Origin of the sequence: Pararhizobium sp. A13, from assembly GCF_040126305.1 — a bacterium.
Lineage (GTDB): Bacteria > Pseudomonadota > Alphaproteobacteria > Rhizobiales > Rhizobiaceae > Pararhizobium.
Map to the genome: position 1 here is coordinate 3,951,531 of NZ_CP149510.1, position 20,526 is coordinate 3,972,056.

Here is a 20,526-nt window from a genome sequence, read left to right on the forward strand (position 1 = left end):
GCTCCCGACGTCTCCCACACAAGAAATGACCTAGCCGAGAGCGATTTCAAGGCCCTACCAGTCCATCACCACCTTGCCGGAATTGCCCGAGCGCATCGCCTCGAAACCATCGCGGAAATCGTCGATGCCGATGCGGTGGGTGATGATCGGCGAGAGGTCGAGCCCGCCCTGCACGAAGGCGATCATCTTGTACCAGGTCTCGAACATTTCGCGGCCGTAGATGCCCTTGAGGTTGAGCATCTTGAAGATGACCTTGTTCCAGTCGATCTCGAAACCGGTCGGCGCAATGCCGAGGATGGCGATCTTGCCGCCATTGTTCATCTTGTCGATCATGTCGCGGAAGGCGGGTGCCGCACCCGACATTTCGAGCCCGACGTCGAAACCCTCGGTCATGCCGATGCGGGTCATCACGTCGGCCAGGTTTTCCTTCGATGCATCGACGACATAATCGATGCCGACCTTTTCGGCGAGCGCCAGACGGACGGGGTTGATGTCGGTGATCACCACCTTGCGGGCGCCGGAGCGCTTGGCAACCATGGCGCCCATGATGCCGATCGGGCCGGCGCCGGTGACGAGCACATCCTCGCCGACGAGATCGAAGGAGAGCGCGGTGTGCACGGCGTTGCCGAAGGGATCGAAGATCGCGGCGACCTCGTCCGGCACTTCGTCGGGGATCGCCACGACATTGTATTCCGGGATGCAGACATATTCACCGAAGGAGCCGGGACGATGGACGCCGACGCCGAGCGTGTTGCGGCAGAGATGCCCCCTTCCCGCCCTGCAGTTGCGGCACTTGCCGCAGACGATATGGCCTTCGCCGGAAACGCGCTCTCCGACATGGTACTTGGTGACCGCCGAACCGATCTCGGCAATCTCGCCGACGAACTCGTGGCCGACGACCATCGGCACCGGAATGGTCTTCTGCGCCCACTGGTCCCAGTTCCAGATATGCACGTCCGTGCCGCAGATGGCGGATTTCTTCACCTTGATCAGCACGTCGTTGGGGCCGGGTTCGGGCACCGGCACATGCTCCATCCAGAGGCCGACTTCAGGTTTTGCTTTAACGAGCGCCTTCATCATGTTTGTCATGGAGAAATTCCTGCAACCGATTCAGATGATTCTGGAATCACGTTCTCTTAGATCACACTTAGTTCCTTGCCGACTTCCTCGAACACCGCGATCGCGCGGCGCACGTCGGCCTCGCTGTGGGCGGCCGACATCTGGGTGCGGATGCGGGCCTGGCCCTTGGGCACAACCGGGAAGGAGAAGCCGACGACGTAGACGCCTTTCTCCAGCATCCTTGCCGCCATTGCCTGTGCGAGCGCCGCATCGCCCAGCATCACCGGAATGATCGGGTGCCCTTCGCCGGCAAGCGTGAAGCCGAGCTTTCCCATTTCGGCGCGGAACAACGCGGCGTTGGCTTCGAGCCGGGCACGCAGGGCGTCGCCGTTGTCGATCAGGTCGAACACCTTGAGCGAGGCGGCCGCGATGACCGGGGCAAGCGTGTTGGAGAAGAGATAGGGGCGCGAGCGCTGGCGCAGCCAGTCGACGACTTGCCTCTTCGCCGAGGTATAGCCGCCCGAGGCGCCGCCGAGCGCCTTGCCGAGCGTGCCGGTGATGATATCGACCCTGCCCTCGACGCCGCAATATTCGGCCGAGCCGCGGCCATGCTTGCCGACGAAGCCGACGGCGTGGCTGTCATCGACCATGACCATGGCGCCGTATTTTTCGGCGAGATCGCACACGCCTCCCAGATTGGCGATGATGCCGTCCATCGAGAAGACGCCATCGGTGGCGACCAGCTTGAAGCGCGACCCCTCGGCCTTCTTCAACTCCTCCTCAAGGGCTGCCATATCGTTGTTGGCATAGCGGAAGCGCTTGGCCTTGGAGAGGCGCACGCCATCGATGATCGAGGCGTGGTTGAGCGCGTCGGAGATGATCGCGTCTTCCTCTGACAGCAGCGTTTCGAACAGGCCGCCATTGGCATCGAAGCAGGAGGAATAGAGGATCGTGTCTTCCATGCCGAGAAACGAGGAGATGCGCGCTTCGAGCTGCTTGTGCTCCTCCTGCGTGCCGCAGATGAAGCGGACGGAGGCCATGCCGTAGCCATAGCGATCAAGCGCCCGTTTGCCGGCTTTGGCGAGCTCCTCGTTGTTGGCGAGGCCGAGATAGTTGTTGGCGCAGAAGTTCAGGACCCTGGCACCCGAGGCGACCTCGATCTCGCCAGCCTGCTTGGAAGTGATGACCCGCTCGGACTTGTAGAGACCGGCGGCTTTCAGGCCTTCGAGTTCGGATGACAGATGATGGATGAAGGCTGATGTCATGGCTCCCGCTTTCCAGACTGAGATGGGTTGCGATGGAGACCTATCATATTCCCGCGCGGAAGAAAGCAGAAGACGGCGGCAGGGCGAGGCGTTGACGCGACAGCCGGCCGAAGGAACTTGTCCAGCCGCGACGCTGGCTGTTTCATAGGAGCGTGCCGGCCGAAGACACGCGCGGAAAAAACTAGTTGACTGAGTCAACTATTTCAGTGTCGATGGAGAAAGTATTCTATGCGACGAGGGAGCCATGACCATATTCGACAGATTTTCCTTGAAGGACCGGGTGGCGCTGGTGACCGGCGGCAGACGCGGGCTCGGGCTGGAGATCGCCCGGGCACTTGCAGAGGCCGGAGCCCATGTCGTCCTCAACGGCCGCACGGCGGAAACGCTTGAGGAAGCCGTAGGCCGGATCGCGGCCGCCGGCGGCAGCGCGGAAGCCGCGGCATTCGACATCGCCGACGGACAAGCGCAGCGCGCCGCCCTCGCCGATATCGAACACAACCATGGCCGGCTCGACATCCTCGTCAACAATGTCGGCGCCCGCGACCGGCGGCCGTTGGCAGAGTTCGACGACGAGGCGATCGTCGACCTGATCCGCACCGATCTCATCGCCGCCACGACGCTGTCGCGGGATGCGGCCGCGATCATGAAGCGGCAAAACCATGGCCGGCTGATCTCGATCACCTCGATCAACGGACACGTGGCGATGCCGGGCGACGGCATCTATCCTATCGCCAAACAGGGGCTGACCGGGCTGATGCGGTCAATGGCCGTCGAATTCGGACCTTACGGCATCACCAGCAATGCCATCGCGCCGGGCTGGTTTGCGACCGAAACCAATGCCGCAATGGCGGCCGACGAGGAACTCATGCCCTTCGTACGCCAGCGCATCCCGGTGCAGCGCTGGGGCCGGCCGGACGAGATCGCCGGGGCCGCGCTGTTTCTGGCGAGCGATGCCGCCTCCTTCGTCAACGGGCATGTGCTGACGGTGGATGGGGGAATGACGGTCAGGATGTAGACGTCGCCTCAGACGTCGTTGCGGATCGCTTCGAGGAAGATGTCGCCATAGCGCTCGCGCTTGGTTGCGCCGATGCCGGGGATTCCGAGAAGGTCGTCGCCCCTTGTCGGGCGTTCCTTGGCGAGCGCCATCAGCGTTGTATCGGGGAAGATGACGTAAGGCGGGACGTTCATCTCCTTGGCGATCGAGGCGCGCAACGTCCGCAGTTTCTGGAAGAGGCCATGGTCGCGTTCGGAGATGTCCGTTCGGGCAGCAGTGTTGCCCGCGGTTTTGCCGTTGCGCTGCGCCTTGCCCGTCGTCGGGCGGTCCTTGCGGAAGCGGACTTCGCGTTCGCGCTTGAAGACGGCGCGAGCCTCCGGCTGCAGTTTCAGCGCGCCGAAGGCCCCATGATCGACGCTGACGAACCCCGCGGCGAGCAATTGCCGATAGACCGACTGCCAGGTCTTCGACGGAATATCCTTGCCGGCGCCGAAGACCGGCATGTCGGCATGGCCGAAGCGCGTCGTCTTCTCGTTGATATTGCCGATGAGCACGTCGATCAGGTGGCCGGTGCCGAAGCGTTCGCCGGTGCGGTAGATGGCGGCCAGCGCCTTGATGGCGGCATCCGTGCCGTCCCAGGTCTCGACGGGTTTGATGCAGGTGTCGCAGTTGCCGCAATTGCCGCCGTGGGCCTCGCCGAAATGGGCAAGGATGGCTTGTCTTCGGCAGGTCGGTGTCTCGCAGATGGCGAGCAGCGCGTTGACCTTGGCGCGCTCGACCCGTTTGATATCGTCGGCCGAGCTGCCCTCGTCGATCATCCGGCCGCGCTGGATGACATCGGCCATGCCATAGGCCATCCAGACATCGGAGGCCAAGCCGTCGCGCCCGGCACGCCCGGTTTCCTGATAATAGGCTTCGACCGAACCCGGCAGATCGAGATGAGCGACGTAACGCACGTCTGGCTTGTCGATGCCCATGCCGAAGGCAACGGTGGCGACGAGGCAGAGGTCTTCCTCTTTCAGGAACGCATCCTGATTGGCATCGCGGACGGTACGGTCCATGCCGGCATGATAGGCAAGCGAGCGGATGCCCTGCCCGTTCAGCCATTCGGCCGTATCCTCGACCTTGGCGCGCGACAGGCAGTAGACGATGCCGCTCGAGCCCTTGTGGCGCGACAGGAACCGCAGCAATTGCTGGCGCGGCTGGTCGCGCTCGACGATCTCATAGGCGATGTTCGGGCGGTCGAACGAGGTGGTAAAGACTTCCGCCCCGCGCAGGCCGAGCCTGTCGATGATGTCTTCGCGGGTATGCGGATCGGCCGTTGCCGTCAGCGCCACGCGCGGCACGCCGGGATAATGCTCGGCCAGTTGCCCCAGTTCTCGGTATTCCGGGCGAAAATCATGGCCCCATTGGGAGACGCAGTGCGCTTCGTCGATGGCAAAGAGCGCGATCCTCGCAGTGCCGATCATCTCCTTGAAGGCCGGCGTGACGATGCGCTCGGGCGTGACATAGAGAAGATCGAGATCGCCGCCCGCGATCGCCCGGCGGACATCGAGGAATTCCTCGCGCGTCAGCGACGAGTTGAGCGCCGCCGCCCTGACGCCAAGCTGTTTCAGGGCTTCCACCTGATCGCGCATCAGGGCGATCAGCGGTGAGACGACGATGCCGACGCCATCGCGGCAGAGCGCCGGGATCTGGAAGCAGAGCGATTTTCCGGCACCGGTCGGAAAGAGCACGACGGCATCGCCGCCCGAGACGACCCTTTCGACGACGGCAGCCTGCTTGCCGCGAAAGGCCGAATAGCCGTAGACCCGCTTCAAGACGGAAAGCGGATTTTTCGCGCCTTTGGTGTCAAACAGGGGATCGATGCGGTCTTGGGTCTGCGGCATGGAATCGCTTTCGTGGGGAGAGCGGGACTATGACACAGGTGTGGTGGTGGGTGCGACCCTGTGCCCCCGGCTATCTGCAGATATGGTCGTCGTCAGGTGGTCGCGCGCCGATAGAACGCCAGCGATCCGGCGAGCGCCAGGAGAGCACCGCCGCAGAGGCGGTCGAGCCAGAGCGCGCCAGATGTCTTCAGCACCCGCACGGCCTGCGAGCCGAGCGCCGCATAACCGAACATGACAAGAAAATCGATAGTGGCGAAGACAAGGGCGAGAACGGCATATTGCGGGATCTGCGATTCGGCCGGCGCGATGAACTGCGGCAGGAACGCCGAGAAGAACAGGTAACCCTTGGGATTGGTGACCGCGACCAGGAAACTTTTGAGGAAGATCGAGCGTGGCGATCCCAAGCTGTTCTCCACCGTGCCGTGCAACGTCTCGTTTAACGAGCCATTCGAGCGCAGCAGCATGATGCCGAGAAAGGCGAGATAACCCGCACCGATCCATTTGACGACTGAGAACCAGAATTCGGAGGTGGCCAGCAGCGCGCCAAGGCCGAGGGCGACGGCACCGATCAGGACGAAATCGGACAGGACAGCGCCAATCATGCCGACCAAGGCGCGACGCACGCCGAAGCGGGAACCGTTGGTCAGCGCCAGAAGCACGGTCGGGCCGGGCGTGGCGATGCCGATGAACGAGACGAGTGCGAAAGCCAGAAAGGTGATTTCAGTCATGATTGCCTCCTCCGGGCCGGCGAATAATCATCGCCGGTTGTTGGCGGGATTTTTGCAATTGCCTGGCATACTGGCAAGGGGGCGGCTGCGGCGCTTTGCCGGTGGGTTTACCAAAGACGGCGGGCACGCATTCAGCCGCGCGAGCCTCGGCCGGCCAGTAGGTCGACAAGATCATCCACCGCCTGCTCCGCGCTGCCGATCGCGGTATCGATCCTGATCGGCGATCGGCTCCAGCTTTCGTAGTGACGGTCCACCACATCTTGCCAGGAAGGCTGCTGCAGGCCTTCGATATCGACTATCCGCGTTTCCACGCGGCGGCGATGCTCAGTCGTGTCGGAGCAGATGATTTCGACTTCCATGATATTGGTCGAAAGCGATTGTCCCACCGAAAGCCAGGCGTCCCGCGTGACGGCCAGCGGATTGACACAGTCGGCGACGACGATCCGGCAAAGACGCAGATTGTCCTCAGCGAGGCGATAGGCGACAATATATCCGGCCGGCCCGACATCCGCCTTGAGCATGCCGGAGGAACGCAAAGCCTGCTCGATCGTATCGACACGCAGATGAATCGCGTTCAATCTTTGCGCCAGCAAGCGCGCGATCGTGGTTTTGCCGGTACCAGGCAGCCCGCCCAGAACGATGAGCATCATTTCCTCCCGCCTGAGCACTGAGTCTCTTGCTGGCAAACTACTTCCCCGCCGGCCCCTTCACCCGTCCCGACAACACGCCGAAACCATCAATAATCGCCTCCTGGTTTTCCAGCCGCGTCACCTCCAGCTGGACCTCCTGCAGGTTGCGCAGGATCTGGCTGACGGTGTCGTCGTCGCCTTCTTCGGTGGCGTAGGCGAGTTCGCTTTCGAGTTCGCGGCGCTGCCAGAGCAGCGCCTTGGTGCGCTTGTGCAGGGACAGCGCCTGGATATAGCCTTCGCGCGCATCCTCGGGCGCGGCAGCGGTGGTCGCGGTCCAGAGGCGGGCGAAGCGGATCTGCTGGTCGAGCGACTTCAGGAGGTCGCCGAAGCCTTCGGCCTCCAACTGCTCGATGAGAATTTCGCGCGACAGACGCGGCCCTTTTGCCGCGGCGGCATTGAGCACGGACGACCAGAAGCGCTGCAAATCGCGATTGTCATAATCGATCGCGGAAATCTCGTCATATTCCTCGAACAGCAGCTGCGGATGGTTGACGATGGTCAGCGCCAGCACGCTTTCTCTGAGTGGCGGTAGAGCCTGATGGCCGCTGACGAGCGACGAGCGGGCCAGCCGGTCGGAGATGCCGCTTCGCTCGGAGGTGCGCCCGCCCTGCTGGCCGCCGCGCCCCTGCCCCCCATTTCGGTTTGCACCGCCTTGGCGCTGGTTGCGGTCGAAATTTCGCTGGCCGCCCTCACGGCGCGAGGCGCCTTGAAAGAACTGGTTGAGCCGGTCGCGGACATCCTGACCGTAGTGGCGGCGGACGTTTTCGTCGGCGATGACGGAGACCACCTGTTTCAACGTCGCTTCGAGCTGGGCACGCTGCTCCGGCGTATCGAAGGAGCCTGCCTGCGCCTCGCGCAGCCAGACCATTTCCGACAGCGAGCGGGCTGAGGCCATGACCTTGTCGAAGGGCGCGCGGCCCTCATGGCGGACGAGATCGTCCGGATCCTTGCCGTCCGGCAGCATGGCGAAGCGCACGGAAAAACCGGGCTTCAGATGCGGCAGCGCCAGATCGACCGCCCGGTTGGCGGCGCGGATGCCGGCGCCGTCGCCGTCAAAGCAGAGGACGGGCTGCTGCGTCAGCTTCCAGAGCAGCGCCATCTGATTTTCGGTGAGTGCTGTGCCGAGCGGTGCGACCGCATTTTCGATGCCGGCCTGATGCAGCGCGATCACGTCCATATAGCCTTCGACCGCGATGATCGTGCCCGCGCCATCAGCGCCGGACATCGCCCGACGCGCACGGGCGAAATTGTAGAGCACATTGCCCTTGTGGAAGAGCTCGGTCTCGTTGGAGTTGAGATACTTGGCCGGCGCGTCCGGCGACATGGCGCGGCCGCCAAACGCGATGACCTTTTCCCGCGACGACAGGATCGGGAACATGATGCGGTCGCGGAAGCGATCGTAGGAGACCGGGATGTCAGGCCCGTGCACGACAAGGCCGCAGGCCTCGATCTGATCCTTCGGCACACCCTTTCCGGCCAGATATTCCTTCAGCGCATTGCGGCTTTCCGGCGCATAGCCGAGCCGGAAGGTCTCGATCGTGCGTCCGGTCAGGCCGCGGTCGCGCAGATAGGCCCTCGCCTTGGCGCCATTGGCGGTCTGCAATTGACCTTCAAAGAATTGCGTCGCCATTTCCATGATGTCCTGCAGGCCGGTGCGCTGGCGGTCGCGCTTCTCGGCCTCGACATCCGGCTGCGGCATGGCGATGCCGGCAAGGTCGGCGATCTGCTGCACGGCTTCGGGAAACGCCATGCCGTCGAGATCGGTCAGGAAGCGGAAATGATCGCCTGACACCCCGCAGCCGAAGCAATGGTAACGGCCCTTGCGGTCCTCGCAGTGAAAGCTCGGGGATTTTTCACCGTGGAAGGGGCAGCAGGCCCAGTAATCACCGCGCGAGGCGTTGGTCTTCTTGCGATCCCAGGTGACGCGCTTGCCGATCACGTCCGATATCGGAACGCGGTCGCGGATCTCGTCGAGGAAGGAGTTGGAAAAACGCATGAATACCTCTGGGCTGGCTTCCCTATAGGCGGCAATCGCGGCGCGCGCCAGCAAGGCTGCGCATCATACCCGCAATTCACAGGTTGACGAGACGTCGAGACCCGCGAGGCGACATACGCCTAGAATAAAAAGTTGCTAGAAAACGTCAGGCAAGACATGAATTGTCAATCTTCCTCCCGGAACCCGCCTGATGACTTTCGCCGCCCGTGACCTTGCTAAAAGCAGCGCCTTTTTTATCGCCATGCGCCTGCTTGCCACCGAACTGACAGCGATGTTCGATGAAAATCCGCGGCTGATGTCGATCTTTGCCTCACATCAGCGCTGGCTGATGGCGCAGCTCGGGATATCGCTGCACTATCGGCGTGATCCCAACGACCCCGCCAAGGGGCTTTATGTCGGACGTTTCGTCGCGGCCGCGGTGGAACACGGCATTGCCAGCCGCAACACCGCCGCCGCCTTCATCCAGGAAATGCTCGCCTATCGCTTCGCCCGCCATAGCGACAACCCGCCTGACAATCGCATGCGGCCGCTTGAGCCGACGGATGTGGCCGTGCAATCCGTGGTGAAGTGGCTCTATGCCCATCTCGCTATTCTCGACCATCTGGATGGCGGCGCTAGAGTGGCCAAACTGGCTGCGGACCCAGCGCTTTTTGCCCGGCTTCAGCCCGCCATGGCGCAGGGAATTCTGGAAAGCCCGCAGGTCCGCAACCCCGGCGAGACGTTCAACCTGTTCACCTGGGCCAATTCCGGCGGCGTGGTCATGGATGGTTTCATCGCCATGATCGAAGATTTCGATCCGCAAGCGCCGCGAACCCTGGTCGGTCCGATTTCGTCGGCGGATATCTGCCAGCGCTACATGATTTCGCAGACGCATCTGAAGCGGCTGATGCGCAAGGCGGCGGCGATGGGCAGCCTGGGCTTCGAAACCGTTTCCGGCAGGAATGCGCTTTGGCTGTCGCAGGGCTTCGTCGAAGAATACCTGATCTACCAGGCCGAGAAATTCGCGATCATCGACGCGGTCTTCCATCGGGAGACCGCGTCAGTGCCGCCGGTCAGAGTGCTGACAGCAGTTCCTTGAGGACGGCGGACGCCTTGGCGAAATCCATCTGGCCGGCATAATGCTCCTTCAGCACCGCCATGACCTTGCCCATGTCCTTCGGGCCGCCTGCACCGGCTTCGGCGATCGCGGTGGCGACATTGGCCCGCACTTCGGCTTCCGACAGTTGCTTCGGCATGAAATCCTGTACAACCACGATCTCGGCACGCTCCTTGGCGGCGAGTTCGGGGCGGGCGTTCTCTTCGTAGATCTTCGCCGATTCCTCGCGCTGCTTGACCATCTTTGCCAGGATCTGCAGAATTTCGTCGTCGCTGGCGTCGCCCTTGCCGGTGCCACGGTTGGCGATGTCGCGGCTCTTGATCTCAGCCTGGACCAGGCGGATGGTGGAAAGCCGCTCGGCATTCTTCGATTTCATCGCATCCTTGAGGGCGGCGGCGAGTTGATCGCGCATCATTGTCCTTACTCCTGTTGAATGGCGCTACATAAACCAGCCGAACAGCCGCGAGCAAACGAATTGCGTAAATCACCGGTAAAAGCATCAGAAAAAGCCGGATGCGCCCGCCTTCAAGATTGACCTTGCCTGACGCGGCAGCTATTTACCGTCACCTGCACCAACATCGTGACCAGGCCTGACAGCGCGCGCCTATCGCCCGCATCTGCCCGCCTGCGAACCAAAACGGCCGGTCGGCGTTCCGTTGAACGTCTGCCACGCGCCGCCTGAACGGGATGAACACAATGACCGCGACCGCGCCCTGGACCACCGCAAAACCAACCGCCCTGCTCGTTCTGGCCGACGGCACCGTTATCGAAGGCAAGGGCATCGGCGCCACCGGCAAGGTGCAGGCCGAAGTGGTCTTCAACACCGCACTGACCGGCTACGAAGAGATCATGACCGACCCTTCCTATCTCGGCCAGATCGTCACCTTCACCTTCCCGCATATCGGCAATATCGGCGCCAATGACGAGGACATCGAGGACCTGACGCCGGCAGCCCGCCACGGCGCGGTCGGCGTCATCTTCAAGGCCGACATCACCGACCCGTCGAGCTACCGCGCCGCAAAACATCTCGACGCCTGGCTGAAGGCACGCGGCATCATCGGCCTCTGCGGCATCGACACGCGGGCGCTGACCGCCTGGATCCGCGAGAACGGCGCGCCGAACGCGGTGATCGCCCATGATCCGAACGGCGTCTTCAACCTCGACGAACTGAAGGCCGAAGCGAAAGCCTGGAGCGGGCTCGAAGGCCTCGACCTCGCCAAGGTCGCCTCCTCCGGCCAGTCGTCGCGCTGGAGCGAAAAGCCCTGGGTCTGGAACGAAGGTTACAGCGAGTTGGCGGAGACCGAGACGACGCACCATGTCGTGGCGCTCGATTTCGGCGTCAAGCGCAACATCCTGCGCCTTTTCGCAGGTCTCGGCTGCAAGGTCACCGTCATGCCGGCGACGACCAGCGCTGAGGAAGTCCTTGCCCAGAAGCCGGACGGCATCTTCCTGTCGAACGGCCCGGGTGATCCGGCGGCGACCGGCGAATACGCCGTCCCGGTGATCAAGGACCTCATCAAGAGCGATATCCCGCTGTTCGGCATCTGCCTCGGTCACCAGATGCTGGGCCTGGCGCTCGGCGCCAAGACCGAGAAGATGCACCAGGGCCACCACGGCGCCAACCATCCGGTCAAGGACCACACGACGGGCAAGGTCGAGATCGTCTCGATGAACCACGGCTTCGCAGTCGACTCCAAGTCGCTGCCGGAAGGCGTTGAGGAGACTCACGTTTCGTTGTTCGACGGCACCAATTGCGGCCTGCGCGTCACCGGCAAGCCGGTGTTTTCCGTGCAGCACCACCCGGAAGCCTCGCCCGGCCCGCAGGACAGCCACTACCTCTTCCGCCGCTTCATCAATCTGGTGCGCGAGAAGAAGGGCGAACCGGCGCTGGCCGAGCGCTGAGACTTTAAAGCCTTCAGAAAACTGCAAAGCCCCGGCCTATCCCAAAGGATGCGCCGGGGCTTTGTCCGTCTAGCCGTTGAAGACCACCGCGAGCTTGTTGCCGGCCGGATCGCGCATATAGGCGGAGTACCAGTTCGGGCCGTATTGCGGACGCGGACCGGGTGCGCCCTCGTCGGTGCCGCCGTTCGCCAGAGCCGTCGCGTAGAAGGCCTCGACCGCGGCGTGGGATTTCGCCATGAAGCCGACCATCGTACCATTGCCGGGCGCCGCCGGCTCACTGTTGAACGGTTCGCAGACCCAGAGGATAAAACCCTTCCCGGTGCCGCCTAAGGAGTAGCCACGCCAGCCCGGAAAATTCGCATGCACGCCCCAGCCGATCGTCGAAAGGGTCGCATCATAGAAGCTCGCCGATTTCGCATGATCCAGTGTTCCGACAGTCGCATAGGCGCTCATTTTACCCTCCGTTCGATCAGCAAGTGATACGGTAGAAAAAAGAACATATCAAGAACAAATATCACACGGCGGCACTGATGTTCTTCCAGCTCGCCGGTCCTATGCCGGCAAGGCCAGGGTCTTCCGTTCCTGCGACAGGAAGCGGAAGAAGCGCCAGGTGAGCGAGATGCTGGCGGCGGCAAGGCCGAGCACGAAGCCGTACCAGACGCCCACGCCGCCGAAACCGGCATGGAAGGCGAGCACATAGGCCGCGACGAAGCCGATCGCCCAATAGGAAACCAGCGCCAGGATCATCGGCACGGTCGTATCCTTGAGGCCGCGCAGCATGCCGGCCGCGAGCGCCTGCACGCCGTCGACGAGCTGGAAGGCGCCGGCGATCACGATGAGCGGTGCGGCATAGGCGAGAACCTCAGCCGCATCCGGCCGCCGCGTGTCGAGATAGAGGGCGGCCAATTCATGCGAGAAGAGCGCAAAGACGGTGCTGCCGATGAGGGCGAAGGCGCAGCCGAGCATCAGAACGGCGATCGCCGCCCGCTTGATGCCTGTCGCGTCGCGGCGGCCATGGGCGAGCCCGATCCTGACTGTCGCCACCTGCGCGAGGCCGAGCGGCACCATAAAGGCGATCGAGGCGAACTGCAGCGCGATGCCGTGGGCGGCGAGCTCGACGGTGCCGATCATGCCCATCAGCAGCGAGGCGACCGTAAACAGGCTGACCTCGGCGAGGATGGTGACCGCGATCGGCAGACCGAGCTTGACGACCTCCTTCAAGACCGGCCAGTCCGACCGCCAGAAGCGGACGAAAATGTCATAGGCGCGGGTCTCGGGAGTGAGCTGGATATAGGCATAGAGCAGCACGAAGCTCAGCGTATTGACCGCCAGCGCCGAAATGGCGGCGCCGACGATACCCAAGGCAGGCGCGCCGAAATGGCCGTAGATGAAGATGTAGCAGAGCGCCGCATTGGCAAGCAGAACGGCGATCGTGACATAAAGAATGATGCCGGCACGCTCGAGCGAACTCAGGAAGCCCCGCAGCACCATGAACAGGAGCGCCGGAAACATGCCCCAGAGGGCGACGCGCAGATAGCTGCCGGCAAGGGCGGCGACCGCGGGCTGCTGGCCCATTGCTCGGAGCACCGCCTCTGCATGCCACAACAGCGGCGTGGTCAGCACGCCATAGCCAAGCACGGCCCACATGCCCATGCGCACGGCGCGGCGGACGGCGATACGGTCGCCCCGCCCTTGCGCCTGCGCCACCATCGGGATGACGGCATTGGCAAAGCCGGAACCGAAGATGAAGACGGTGAAGAAGGTCTGCGCGGCAAGAACCATCGCGGCAAGCTCGGTCGTACCGAGCCGGCCGACCATCAGAACATCCGTGGCGTGGATTGCGAATTGTGCCAACTGGGCGCCGACGAAGGGCACGCCGAGCACGATGCTGGCGCGATAATGCGAAGACCATGAATTATCGGTGCGGACGCCCGTTTGGTTTTGGGTCGAAGTCAGCATGATGAGATTTGAGCCTTTGGCTTCGTCGCAGCCGGTATGGGCCGCATGACGGATGAAACCGAAATAGATCAACCACCGGTAAAGCACCAGCAACAAACACCAAAGTGCTTATTTTTTCATCTAAACATCACAAAAATTGATCGTTTTTCGCGCATTGCCGTTGAGCTGCTCAGACTGACTGGGCGGCTCGTTCACTGCCGTCCGCCGGAACCGACGCCGGCCGCACCCTCTGAAGATAGATCGCAACGGCTGCGGCGACGAAGACAGCCGCGAGGACATAGGGAGCGCCGGCGAAGACGACGGACGCTTGCGGCGCGGTGAAGACACTGAAGATGTGCGCGAAGATCAGCGGGCCGAGAATGGTGGTGAAGCTGGAAATGCTGGATAGCGCGCCCTGCAGTTCACCCTGCGCCGACGGCGGCACCCTGGCGGACGCGATGCTGCGCAGCGGGGGATCGGCGAGCGCTTCGAGGCAGGTGAGCAGGATGACGGCATAGATCATCCAGCCCTGGCTCGACAGCGCATAGCCGATGAGGCCGAGCCCGGTGAAAATCAGGCCGACCGCACCGGTCTTCCATTCGCCGAGCATCGGGATCGCCTTCGGCAGCACGAAGGCCATTACGAGCGCGCCGCAGATGCCGAAAATGCCGAGCGACAGGCCGATCTGCCCCTCGCTCCAGTTGTAGCGATAGGAGGCAACGAAGGACCAGACTGCGGGATAGACAGCATGCGCCTGCCAGAACAGGAAGAAGACGAGCAGCACCCAGCCAATGCCGGGATAGTTGCGCATCTGTTTCAGCGCGCCGAGCGGGTTGGCGCGCTTCCATTCGAAGCGGCGGCGGTTGTGGCTTTCCAGCGTCTCCGGCAGCAGGAACAGGGCAACCAGGAAATTGACGAAAGACAGCGCGGCGGCGCCGTAGAAGGGAATGCGCGGGCCGAATTCGCCAAGCAGGCCACCAAGCACGGGCCCGAGCGCGAAGCCGGTGCCGAAGGCGATGCCGATCAGGCCGAAATTCTTCGCCCGGTTGGTGTCGTCGCTGACATCGGCGATATAGGCGGCGGCCGTCGAGAAGCTGGCACCGCTGATGCCGGCCAGCACCCGGCCGACGAACAGCATCCAGTAGCTCACCGCCAGCGCGCAGATCAGGTTGTCGAGCGCGAACGTCAGCACGGAGGCTAGCAGGATCGGCCGGCGACCGAACCGGTCGGACAGGTTTCCAATCAGCGGCGCGAAGATGAACTGCATGCCGGAATAGACCAGCAGCAGCCAGCCGCCATCCACCGCCGCCTCGCTGACCGTATCGCCCGTCAGTTCCTTCAGATAGCTGGGCAGCACCGGCACGATGATGGCGATGCCCATGATATCGAGGAACAGGATGAGGAAGACGAGGGACAGGCCGCGCCGCGCAGATCTGGCATCGATCATCGAACAAACCTCTTCTGGTGGGGCTGCTGCAAACGGATACGGAACGCGAACGGAAACTGGCACACCGTCTTTATCGAAAATTTTCGACCGAAACAATCCGTGAACATTTCAATGTTCTTGATGGGTGATGCTGGAACATTGATGCCGATGCCGCAGCGCCTCAGCCGCGAGGCCGGCTCCTGAGGAAATCGACAAAGGCCCTGAGCGGCGGCGGCATATGTTTGCGGCCGGCATAATAGAGATAGGGGCCGGGGAAGTCCGGCGTCCAGTCCTCCAGGATAGGCACGAGCTCGCCGCGGGCGATCGCCGGCGCCAGGAACTCTTCGAAGGTGGCGATGATGCCAAGGCCGGCAATCGCGGCGCCGATCTGCAGTTCAAGGGTATTTGTCGTAATGCGGGCGGGCGGCGAGACGCGGATCACCTCCTCGCCCCTCTCGAACTCCCATGCGGGAACCGCGCCGCTGGCGAAACGGTGGCGGATGCACGCGTGATCGAGAACCTCGTGGGGATGACGGGGCTCTCCATGCGCCAGGAGATAGGCGGGAGACGCAGCGGTGACGAAACGCTGCCGGCGCGGGCCGATCGGCACCGCTATCATATCCTTTTCCAACCGCTCGTCATAACGCACCCCGGCATCGAAGCCGGCGGCAAGCACGTCGATGAAACTGTCATCGGCGCTGACCTCGAGCGTGATGCCGGGATAGGCCTTGAGGAAATCGGACATGATATCGGGCAGGACGGCGCGGGCAACGACGGTGGCGACGTTGAGGCGCAACGTTCCGGTCGCGCTGTCGCGAAAGCTGCCGATCTGGTCGAGCGCCGAGGCAACCTCGCCAAGCGCCGGCGACAGCCGTTCAATCAGTTGTTCGCCCGCCTCCGTCAGGGTGACGCTGCGGGTAGTGCGGTTAAGCAGGCGCACGCCGAGCCTCTGCTCCAGTCGTCTGAGCGCCTCGCTGAGCGAGGAGGCCGAGACGCCGCGCCGGCGAGCGGCGGCGCGAAAATTGCGCTCCCGTGCCACGGCGGTGAAGGCATCGAGATCGGCGAGCGGCAGATCGGTCATTGTACGATTTTCCAAACAGCTTGTGCACGTTGAGACGGATTATCGCACAAAGCGTTTGGCAGTAAAACCACCTCCCGAACACGACGCCGCTGCTGCGGCAGAAACAGGAGAAGCGACATGAAACATGTTCAACTCGGCAAGACCGGCCCGTCCGTCTCAACCCTCGGGCTCGGCTGCATGGGCATGTCCGGCATGTATGGCCCGTCCGACCGGGGAACAGGCATCGCGACCATCCATGCGGCGCTCGATGCCGGCATCAACCTCCTCGACACCGGCGATTTCTACGGCATGGGTCATAACGAGATGCTGATCGGCGAAGCGCTGAAAGGTGTTTCCCGCGACAAGGTGATCATCAGCGTCAAGACCGGCGCCCTGCGCGACGTCGCCGGCGGCTTCAACGGCATGGACAACCGGCCGGCGGCACTGAAGAATTTTGTCGCCTACACGCTCCAGCGGCTCGGCGTCGACTATATCGACATCTACCGCCCTGCCCGGCTCGACCCGCACGTGCCGATCGAGGAAACGGTCGGTGCCATCGCCGAGATGATTGAGGCCGGTTATGTCCGCCACATCGGCCTGTCCGAGGTTGGCGTCGAGACCATCCGCCGCGCGGCGGCCGTCCATCCGATTACCGATCTGCAGATCGAATATTCGCTGATCTCGCGCGGCATCGAGGACAAGATCCTGCCCGCCTGCCGCGACTTGGGCATCGGCATCACCGCCTACGGCGTGCTGTCGCGCGGCCTGATCAGCGGTCACTGGCAGAAGGGCGATGGACAGAGCAAGGGCGACTTCCGCGCCCATAGCCCGCGCTTCCAAGGCGAGAATGTCGGAAGGAACCTCGCGCTCGTTGAGGCGCTGCGCAAGATCGCCGATGCGAAGGGCGTGTCGGTCGCGCAGATCGCCATTGCCTGGGTGGCGGCACAGGGCAGCGACATCGTTCCGCTGATCGGGGCGCGCAAGGTCGAGCGGCTGGAGGAAGCGCTGGGATCGCAGGCCGTGCATCTGTCAGCCGCCGATCTTGCAGCGATCGAAACCGCGATACCGAAGGATGCGGCAGCAGGCGGGCGTTATCCTGAGGCCATGCTCGCGCATATGGACAGCGAGAAGTAGGCAGCCTTGCTCCCGACGCCCCGCGCGCCATTCGGGCGCAGGGTTGGCGGCGTAAATCTGCCATTCCGCCCTGTGAATGACGGGCGCTGTGGTGTCAGGGAGAAGCCTGCTGCCGCTTCGACGCGGACGCGTCACCTCACATAGACGACCTTGCCGCCGTTAAGGGCGGTCTGGACGCCAACCACGTTTCGAGAGGAAATGCCCCGCCTTTGCAGAAGGGCGCGGATATTCGGATTCGACCTGATCTCCTCCTGCGCTTTCGCGACCGTCTGCGGCGAGGGATTTCGGTAGATCAGCGATACCTGCTGAAACTCGTCCTGACCGTAATAGTCGCGGATCATGACGATCGTGATACCGGGGGCCCGCTGCGCATGGGCGGGCATGACGGCGCTTGCGATGGTTATTGCGAGTGCGGCGGAAAGCGTGACGAGCAGGGCGTTTTTCACTCTCTTTCTCCTTGTGTCCTCATCGATGAGCGAACGGCTCAATGCCAGATACGCGCGAAACCTCCTGATAGTTTCGCAAGGACGTATCCGTCACTTCCGCCGGTGCGATTGCCATCGGCCGGCAGGAAAGGAGTTTGACGATCAGCGCGCATAAATGATCTTGCCGCCGCTCGCAGCGGTCTGGACGGCAACGACGTTCTGCGGCTGGATATTCCGGCGTTCCAGAGCCTCTCTGAGAACAGGATTGGACGCGATTTCATTCTGCGCGCGGGCGACGGTTTCGGGAGAGGGATAGCGATAGATGAAGGGAATACGATCCTGGTCATCGTGATAGCTTGGCCGCATGACGATCACGAGCAATCCGGGCTCCAGGGGGCGGCCAAAAAGAATGGTGCCGAGCGTTTCCGCCGTGGCGGGAGGCGCTACCGGCAGGGCCAGTGCGCCCGCGGCAAGTACAAGGGCGACGAATTTCCTCATGTCTATTCTCCTTCATCGGCAATCCGCATGGCGCGCCGTTCAATAGAAGGAGATATAGGTCGCGCCTGTTCCTTTTGCGATCAGGAGCAATGCACGAACACAACTTTTTGAGCGCAGGAATTCCTGCCGCCTGGGGACCTGCTGCAGACCCGCTGTCGCCGCCGCTCAGATATCGCTGTTGAACGTGTCGCAGGCGGAAAGCTTGCCGCTGTCGAAGCCGCGCTTGAACCATTTGGAGCGCTGGGCCGACGTGCCGTGGTTGAAGCTTTCCGGAACGACGTAGCCCTGGGTCCGCTTCTGCAGCGTGTCGTCGCCGATCTGGGTGGCGGCGTTCAGCGCCTCTTCGAGGTCGCCCTGTTCGAGAATCCCCTTCTGCTCGGTGTATTTGCCCCAGATGCCGGCGAAGCAGTCCGCCTGCAGCTCGACGCGGATCGACATCTGGTTGGAATCGACCTCGCTCATGCGCTGCCGCTGGGCATTGACCTTCGGCAGGATGCCGAGCAGGTTCTGCACGTGATGACCGACCTCGTGGGCGATCACATAGGCCTCGGCGAAATCGCCCGACGCATCGAAGCGCTGCGCCAGTTCGTCGAAGAAGGCCATGTCGAGATAGACCTTCTGGTCACCTGGGCAATAGAACGGGCCGCTGGCGGACGAGGCCATGCCGCAGGCCGAATTGATGCCGTCGCGGAAGAGCACCAGTTTCGGCTCCCTATAGGTTTCGCCAGCCGCCTGGAAGATGCCGTTCCAGGTGTCTTCGGTCTCGGCCAGCACCGTCGCGACGAAGGCCTTCGCCTCTTCCTCCTGCGCGGAGCCCTGCGGTGTCTGGGACTCGGTCTGCTCGACACCGGGCGAACCGACCTGCCCGCCTTCCATCACCTGCAGCAAGTCGATGCCCATCATCCTCAGGACGAAATAGATGACGACAAGGAAGATGATGGTGCCGATGCTCATGCCGCCGCCGCGGCCGCCACCGCCGGTCGGAATGCGGAAACCGCCGCCGCGGCCGAAGGGGTTGCCGCCCAGGCCGCCACGGGAGGGGCTTGATCCGCGAACGTCCTCGACATTGCCCGATTGGCGGCGGCCTCTCCATTCCATGGTGCGATCTCCCGGTCTGCTTAGCGGCCGTCAAGCCTTTGTTAGAAACCATATAACGCGCGAGACGCAATTTTGTGCAAGATCAAAACAATAAAGTTGCAGCTGTCACAGAAAATCGATCCGGCGTTGGCGGGAGGCGACGGGACATGCAGTATGGCAGACATTGTCTTGGGAGGAGATGACATGAAAGCCATGCGCCTGGAATCGATCGGCAATCTGTTCATACGCGAGATCGAGAAACCCGTTCCCGGCCCGGACGATCTGCTGGTACGAATCGAGGCCTGCGGCATCTGTGGCACCGATCGTCACCTGCTGCACGGCGAATTCCCCTCGACCCCACCGGTGACGCTCGGCCACGAATTCTGCGGCATCATCGAGGCGATGGGCGCGGATGTGACGGGCTTCAGGCTCGGCGCCCGCATTACCGGCGACCCGAATATTTCCTGCGGCCGCTGTCCGCAATGCCAGGCAGGCAGGGTCAATCTCTGCCGCAACCTGAAAGCCATCGGCATCAGCCGCGACGGCGGTTTCGCCGACTATGTCATAGTGCCACAGAGACAGGCCTTCGAAATTCCGCTCGATAGGCCCGCCACGCACGCCGCCTTCTGCGAGCCGCTCGCCTGCTGCCTGCACGGCGTCGACATGGCGCAGATCAAGGCGGGTTCCTCCGTCGTGGTGCTGGGCGGTGGCGTGATCGGGCTTTTGACGGTTCAGCTTGCGCGGCTCGCCGGCGCGACGACGGTCATTCTCTCCACACGGCAGGAATCGAAACGGAAGCTGGCCGAGGAACTCGGCGCCACGGCCAGCGTCGATCCCTCCGCCGGCGATATCATCGAGCAGATCACGGGCCTCGGCGGCCTTGTGCCGGGCGGCGTGGACGTGGTGATCGAATGCGCCGGCGTTGCCGAGACCGTCGAGCAGTCGACGCGCCTCGCCCGCGCCGGCGGCACCGTCGCCATTCTCGGCGTTATGGCGCAGGGTGACAAGGTGAAGATCGAGCCGTTCGACATCCTCTTCCGGGAACTGCGGGTGCTCGGTTCCTTCATCAACCCCTTCACCCACCGCCGCGCCGCCGAGCTCGTGGCTTCCGGGGTGATCAACGTCGAGAATCTCGCGAAAAATCACGCTGGAGGAGGCGCCGGACGTGATCCGTAACCCGCCGACCGCAGGAGAGGTGAAGGTGCTGGTGGTGGCCAGCCGCGTATAAACCCGCCCGGAGGGCACCCTTTCGGCTTGTGACCTGCCGCGCAGAACGTCCGTGCAGGGTTGCCCGGACGTTTGCGACGGCCCGAATTGTCGGCCGCCTGGAGGCGCGCCATCGCGTCTCCA

Annotated in this window: 18 protein-coding genes and 1 pseudogene; 5 read left to right on the top strand and 14 right to left on the bottom strand. The window is 63.0% G+C overall.

The annotated features are described in order from the left end of the window. Positions 1–54 precede the first annotated feature (54 nt). Entirely contained in the window at positions 55–1,089 is a 1,035-nt protein-coding gene (gene tdh / locus WI754_RS19330; RefSeq protein ID WP_113004218.1) for an L-threonine 3-dehydrogenase, read from the bottom strand. Positions 1,090–1,136: 47 nt separating this feature from the next. Further along, positions 1,137–2,324: a glycine C-acetyltransferase gene (locus WI754_RS19335; RefSeq protein WP_349435056.1), complete on the bottom strand. Its 1,188-nt coding sequence runs from the start codon at positions 2,322–2,324 to the stop codon at positions 1,137–1,139. A 244-nt stretch (positions 2,325–2,568) separates the two neighbouring features. Between WI754_RS19335 and WI754_RS19340 the strand changes: the two genes are divergently transcribed. Then, entirely contained in the window at positions 2,569–3,339 is a 771-nt protein-coding gene (locus WI754_RS19340; protein WP_349435057.1) for an SDR family oxidoreductase, read from the top strand. Positions 3,340–3,347: 8 nt separating this feature from the next. Here WI754_RS19340 and recQ read toward each other — a convergent pair whose 3' ends face one another. The 4 genes from recQ to dnaG all read right to left on the bottom strand — a co-directional run bounded on the left by recQ (position 3,348) and on the right by dnaG (position 8,620). Then, complete coding sequence (gene recQ / locus WI754_RS19345) at positions 3,348–5,207, bottom strand: DNA helicase RecQ (protein WP_349435058.1); 1,860 nt, start codon at positions 5,205–5,207, stop codon at positions 3,348–3,350. A gap of 92 nt (positions 5,208–5,299) precedes the next feature. After that, entirely contained in the window at positions 5,300–5,935 is a 636-nt protein-coding gene (locus WI754_RS19350) for a LysE family translocator (protein WP_349435059.1), read from the bottom strand. A 131-nt stretch (positions 5,936–6,066) separates the two neighbouring features. Continuing rightward, positions 6,067–6,582, bottom strand: coding sequence for an AAA family ATPase (locus WI754_RS19355; RefSeq protein ID WP_349435060.1), 516 nt, complete (start codon positions 6,580–6,582; stop codon positions 6,067–6,069). A gap of 40 nt (positions 6,583–6,622) precedes the next feature. After that, a complete protein-coding gene (dnaG, locus tag WI754_RS19360) occupies positions 6,623–8,620 on the bottom strand; it encodes a DNA primase (RefSeq protein ID WP_349435061.1) in 1,998 nt (665 codons plus the stop codon). Positions 8,621–8,810: 190 nt separating this feature from the next. Here dnaG and WI754_RS19365 point away from each other — a divergent pair, with 190 nt between their 5' ends. Then, positions 8,811–9,698 (top strand): hypothetical protein, encoded by an 888-nt coding sequence (locus tag WI754_RS19365; protein WP_349435062.1) that lies wholly within the window; start codon positions 8,811–8,813, stop codon positions 9,696–9,698. Here the strand turns inward: WI754_RS19365 and WI754_RS19370 are convergent. Beyond that, positions 9,673–10,131: a GatB/YqeY domain-containing protein gene (locus WI754_RS19370; RefSeq protein WP_349435063.1), complete on the bottom strand. Its 459-nt coding sequence runs from the start codon at positions 10,129–10,131 to the stop codon at positions 9,673–9,675. The genes WI754_RS19365 and WI754_RS19370 overlap by 26 nt on opposite strands. 281 nt (positions 10,132–10,412) lie before the next feature. Between WI754_RS19370 and carA the strand changes: the two genes are divergently transcribed. Further along, positions 10,413–11,618: a glutamine-hydrolyzing carbamoyl-phosphate synthase small subunit gene (gene carA / locus WI754_RS19375; RefSeq protein WP_349435064.1), complete on the top strand. Its 1,206-nt coding sequence runs from the start codon at positions 10,413–10,415 to the stop codon at positions 11,616–11,618. Positions 11,619–11,687: 69 nt separating this feature from the next. On the opposite strand, the gene WI754_RS19380 is transcribed toward carA, so the two are convergent. The 4 genes from WI754_RS19380 to WI754_RS19395 all read right to left on the bottom strand — a co-directional run bounded on the left by WI754_RS19380 (position 11,688) and on the right by WI754_RS19395 (position 16,063). Beyond that, positions 11,688–12,071: a VOC family protein gene (locus WI754_RS19380; RefSeq protein ID WP_349435065.1), complete on the bottom strand. Its 384-nt coding sequence runs from the start codon at positions 12,069–12,071 to the stop codon at positions 11,688–11,690. A gap of 99 nt (positions 12,072–12,170) precedes the next feature. Continuing rightward, on the bottom strand, positions 12,171–13,577 hold the full coding sequence (locus WI754_RS19385; protein ID WP_349437877.1) for an MATE family efflux transporter: 1,407 nt from the start codon (positions 13,575–13,577) through the stop codon (positions 12,171–12,173). Between the two features lie 169 nt (positions 13,578–13,746). Beyond that, entirely contained in the window at positions 13,747–15,003 is a 1,257-nt protein-coding gene (locus WI754_RS19390; protein ID WP_349435066.1) for a TCR/Tet family MFS transporter, read from the bottom strand. A gap of 160 nt (positions 15,004–15,163) precedes the next feature. Continuing rightward, positions 15,164–16,063, bottom strand: a complete 900-nt coding sequence (locus tag WI754_RS19395; RefSeq protein ID WP_349435067.1) for a LysR substrate-binding domain-containing protein — start codon at positions 16,061–16,063, stop codon at positions 15,164–15,166. A gap of 117 nt (positions 16,064–16,180) precedes the next feature. On the opposite strand from WI754_RS19395, the gene WI754_RS19400 reads away from it, so the two are divergent. Continuing rightward, positions 16,181–17,176 (top strand): aldo/keto reductase, encoded by a 996-nt coding sequence (locus WI754_RS19400; protein ID WP_349435068.1) that lies wholly within the window; start codon positions 16,181–16,183, stop codon positions 17,174–17,176. A gap of 131 nt (positions 17,177–17,307) precedes the next feature. Here WI754_RS19400 and WI754_RS19405 read toward each other — a convergent pair whose 3' ends face one another. The 3 genes from WI754_RS19405 to WI754_RS19415 form a co-directional block, all read right to left on the bottom strand. Beyond that, the gene (locus WI754_RS19405; RefSeq protein ID WP_349435069.1) at positions 17,308–17,622 is read right to left on the bottom strand and encodes a hypothetical protein; all 315 of its coding nucleotides are present in this window, start codon (positions 17,620–17,622) and stop codon (positions 17,308–17,310) included. Between the two features lie 141 nt (positions 17,623–17,763). Continuing rightward, positions 17,764–18,099, bottom strand: coding sequence for a hypothetical protein (locus WI754_RS19410; protein WP_349435070.1), 336 nt, complete (start codon positions 18,097–18,099; stop codon positions 17,764–17,766). A gap of 165 nt (positions 18,100–18,264) precedes the next feature. Beyond that, positions 18,265–19,197: a neutral zinc metallopeptidase gene (locus tag WI754_RS19415; protein WP_349435071.1), complete on the bottom strand. Its 933-nt coding sequence runs from the start codon at positions 19,195–19,197 to the stop codon at positions 18,265–18,267. Between the two features lie 183 nt (positions 19,198–19,380). On the opposite strand from WI754_RS19415, the pseudogene WI754_RS19420 reads away from it, so the two are divergent. Continuing rightward, a pseudogene (locus tag WI754_RS19420) lies at positions 19,381–20,404 on the top strand (zinc-dependent alcohol dehydrogenase family protein). The last annotated feature ends 122 nt before the right edge of the window (positions 20,405–20,526 follow it).

Excerpts from the sequence above, each read along its gene's own strand:
- tdh (WP_113004218.1), bottom strand. The coding sequence starts at position 1,089 with ATGACAAACATGATGAAGGCGCTCGTTAAAGCAAAACCTGAAGTCGGC.
- WI754_RS19335 (WP_349435056.1), bottom strand. The coding sequence starts at position 2,324 with ATGACATCAGCCTTCATCCATCATCTGTCATCCGAACTCGAAGGCCTG.
- WI754_RS19340 (WP_349435057.1), top strand. The coding sequence starts at position 2,569 with ATGACCATATTCGACAGATTTTCCTTGAAGGACCGGGTGGCGCTGGTG.
- recQ (WP_349435058.1), bottom strand. The coding sequence starts at position 5,207 with ATGCCGCAGACCCAAGACCGCATCGATCCCCTGTTTGACACCAAAGGC.
- WI754_RS19350 (WP_349435059.1), bottom strand. The coding sequence starts at position 5,935 with ATGACTGAAATCACCTTTCTGGCTTTCGCACTCGTCTCGTTCATCGGC.
- WI754_RS19355 (WP_349435060.1), bottom strand. The coding sequence starts at position 6,582 with ATGCTCATCGTTCTGGGCGGGCTGCCTGGTACCGGCAAAACCACGATC.
- dnaG (WP_349435061.1), bottom strand. The coding sequence starts at position 8,620 with ATGCGTTTTTCCAACTCCTTCCTCGACGAGATCCGCGACCGCGTTCCG.
- WI754_RS19365 (WP_349435062.1), top strand. The coding sequence starts at position 8,811 with ATGACTTTCGCCGCCCGTGACCTTGCTAAAAGCAGCGCCTTTTTTATC.
- WI754_RS19370 (WP_349435063.1), bottom strand. The coding sequence starts at position 10,131 with ATGATGCGCGATCAACTCGCCGCCGCCCTCAAGGATGCGATGAAATCG.
- carA (WP_349435064.1), top strand. The coding sequence starts at position 10,413 with ATGACCGCGACCGCGCCCTGGACCACCGCAAAACCAACCGCCCTGCTC.
- WI754_RS19380 (WP_349435065.1), bottom strand. The coding sequence starts at position 12,071 with ATGAGCGCCTATGCGACTGTCGGAACACTGGATCATGCGAAATCGGCG.
- WI754_RS19385 (WP_349437877.1), bottom strand. The coding sequence starts at position 13,577 with ATGCTGACTTCGACCCAAAACCAAACGGGCGTCCGCACCGATAATTCA.
- WI754_RS19390 (WP_349435066.1), bottom strand. The coding sequence starts at position 15,003 with ATGATCGATGCCAGATCTGCGCGGCGCGGCCTGTCCCTCGTCTTCCTC.
- WI754_RS19395 (WP_349435067.1), bottom strand. The coding sequence starts at position 16,063 with ATGACCGATCTGCCGCTCGCCGATCTCGATGCCTTCACCGCCGTGGCA.
- WI754_RS19400 (WP_349435068.1), top strand. The coding sequence starts at position 16,181 with ATGAAACATGTTCAACTCGGCAAGACCGGCCCGTCCGTCTCAACCCTC.
- WI754_RS19410 (WP_349435070.1), bottom strand. The coding sequence starts at position 18,099 with ATGAGGAAATTCGTCGCCCTTGTACTTGCCGCGGGCGCACTGGCCCTG.
- WI754_RS19415 (WP_349435071.1), bottom strand. The coding sequence starts at position 19,197 with ATGGAATGGAGAGGCCGCCGCCAATCGGGCAATGTCGAGGACGTTCGC.